This is a genomic window from Methylibium sp. (assembly GCF_031393925.1).
Classification (GTDB): Bacteria; Pseudomonadota; Gammaproteobacteria; order Burkholderiales; family Burkholderiaceae_C; genus Methylibium.
Genome location: NZ_JANMWL010000313.1, coordinates 1 through 2,394, shown reverse-complemented (window position 1 = coordinate 2,394; position 2,394 = coordinate 1). Strand labels below are relative to the sequence as shown.

Annotated in this window: 3 protein-coding genes; 1 reads left to right on the top strand and 2 read right to left on the bottom strand. The window is 74.3% G+C overall.

Translation table 11 applies throughout. The annotated features are described in order from the left end of the window. Positions 1–693: response regulator (locus RMO12_RS15905; protein WP_309640020.1), on the top strand; the 693-nt coding region annotated here is incomplete at its 5' end. A 60-nt stretch (positions 694–753) separates the two neighbouring features. Here the strand turns inward: RMO12_RS15905 and RMO12_RS15900 are convergent. Together RMO12_RS15900 and RMO12_RS15895 are read right to left on the bottom strand one after the other, a co-directional pair. Continuing rightward, positions 754–1,995 (bottom strand): OmpA family protein, encoded by a 1,242-nt coding sequence (locus RMO12_RS15900; RefSeq protein WP_309640019.1) that lies wholly within the window; start codon positions 1,993–1,995, stop codon positions 754–756. Between the two features lie 65 nt (positions 1,996–2,060). Then, a partial coding sequence (locus RMO12_RS15895) for a DUF4398 domain-containing protein (protein WP_309640018.1) occupies positions 2,061–2,394 on the bottom strand: 334 nt, incomplete at its 5' end.

Sequence of the window (2,394 nt, the reverse complement as noted above, 5' to 3'; positions counted from 1 at the left end):
CGCCCGCACGGCGGCCTGGGCATCGGCCTGGCGATCGCGCAGGGCCTGGCACTGCTGCACGGCGGCAAGGTCAGTGTCACCAGCGACGGCCCGGGGCGGGGCACGCGCGCGCTGGTCGAGCTGCCGCTGCTCGACATGCCGCAGGGTGCGCCGCCGCCCGCCGTTTCGGCCGCTGACGCGCCACCGGGCGGCACCCGCGCGGCGGAGCGCGACCCGGCCGACGCCACGGCGCCGCCAGTCGACGCCCGCGACGCGCGCGGACCGCTCGACGCCGCCGGCCACGCCGGCAGCGCGTCGCCACACGAGGGCTCGCTGCCGCTGGCCTGGCGGCGCATCCTGGTGCTCGAGGACGAGGCCGACTCGCTGGAGCTGATGAGCCTGCTGCTGCGTCAGCAGGGCGCCGTCGTGCGCGCCTTCGACCAGCCCGAGCAGGCGCTCGCCGCGGCCGAGAACGGCGTGTTCGACCTGGTCATCAGCGACCTCGGCCTGCCCGGCATGGACGGCCTGGCATTCATGCGCCGCCTGCGCGAGCGGCCACTCGCGCCGAGGGCGATTGCCGTCACCGCCTACAGCGACGACGCACACCGCGCTCAGGCGCTGGCCGCTGGTTTCGCCCGCGTCGAGTTCAAGCCCATCGTGCCGGCGCAGTTCCTCGACGTCGTCATCGCCGAGATCGGCGCCGCCGGGCGTTGAAACGGCCGGTGCGACCGGCGGCTCCATGGGCGGCGGGGCTGCGCGCGCAGTGGCCTGGCCTCAGCGCGGCGGGAAGCGCCCGTTTTCGTCGGAGAAGATCACCTCGACGCGGCGGTTCTGCGCGCGCCCGCTCGAGGTGCTGTTGCTCGCCACCGGGAAGAACGGGCCCTGTGCGCTGATGTCGATGCGCCGGGCGTCGCCGCCGACGGCCAGCAAGGCGGTGCGCAGGGCCTCGGCGCGGCGTTGAGACAGGTCGTAGTTGATGAACTGCGGGCCGATGTTGTCGGTAAAGCCCTCGAGCAGTACGCGCCGCTCCGGGAAGCGCTGCATCACGCCCACCAACTGCTCGAGGGTGCGGCGACCGCCCGGCTTCAGGCGCGAGCCACCCAGGTCGAACAGCACGTCGGGCAAGGTAACGACCATGCCGCGTGCGGTGTCGCGGGCGTCGATCTGCGCCAGCTGCCGCTGCAGCGCTTCGTCGCGGTCGCGCTGCGCGGGCGCGGGCTGCACCGAGCGCGCCGGGGCGGGCGCGGGCGCAATGAACTGCGACGTGCGTGGCGTGTCGGCCGGTGTGCCCGTCGCCGCGGCCCCTTGCGGGGTCGGCGCGATGAACTGCCCGCCGCGGCCGTTGGCCGCAGGCGGTGCGGCGGTCGCTGGTTGGGCAGGAGTCTGCGTTTGGGATGGCGATGACGGCAATGCCGGTGCCGATGCAGGAACCGGTGGCGATGGCGATGCGGATGCAGATGCCGATGGCTGCGCTTGCGCCTGCAGGACCGGCGCCGGTGTCGGTGCCGGGGTCAATATCACCGGCGCGGCCGTCGACGCCGCGGTGGCCGGCGGCAGCGCCACCGGCCGCGCGACCTCGCTCGCGCGGCCGCGCACGGCATCGGCGCTGAGACGCGCACGCTCGGTGCCGGCCTGCCGCAGCCTGGAGTCGGCCGTCCGCTGCAAGCCGGTGTGGGTGGCGATCGCGGCGCGCTGGCGCGCAAGGTAGGCCAGGTGCCGCGTCTCGGCCTCGTCGCGGCGCTCTTCCCAGGCGCGCTCGGCGCGGGCGAACTCCGACTCGGCGCGGCGCAATTCGATGCTCGCGCCGCTCGCCACCTCGGGGTCGGCCTTTGCGCCGGCCAGCGCCCGGCGCGCGGTGTCGAGCGCAGTGTTGCGGGGCGGGGCGGTCTGGCACGCGGCGACCAGCAAGGTGGCGCCGCAGGCCAAGAGCAGGCCGGCACCGAACGACATCGACTTCACCGCGGGTACCACGGGCACGACGGGCATGGCCATGGGCATGATGGGCACCATGGGCATCACGACCGCCGTCATGAGGGCGCGCGAATGTGCTTCTGGGTCGCGAGCGAGCATCGATGAAAGTCTCATCGCGCCTGCTCCGACCCCACGCGAGGCGGCATCACCGGCTGCGGCATGGCATTTCGCTGATCAGGCTCGCCACGACCCAGTGCTTCACGCAGGGCGCGCAGTCCCGCCTCGACCTCGGCCGCGGCGAGCTGAGACCGCTGCGCCGCCGCGCGCGAGAGCGCCACCTGTGCATCGACCTCGGCTTCTTCGGCGAGCCAGCGCGCCTGCACGTTGTCGCCGAAACCGACTTGCGTGCGCGCGTTTTCCAGTTTTTGCCGCGCGGTGGCGAACTCCGGGCCGGCGTGCTGCTCGGCGCCGGCCGAGCGCGCCGCATCGACCGCGGCGCTGCCG

What these genes read in the sequence shown, in the direction of transcription:
- RMO12_RS15900 (WP_309640019.1), bottom strand. Translation starts at nt 1,995, where the DNA reads ATGCCCATGGTGCCCATCATGCCCATGGCCATGCCCGTCGTGCCCGTG.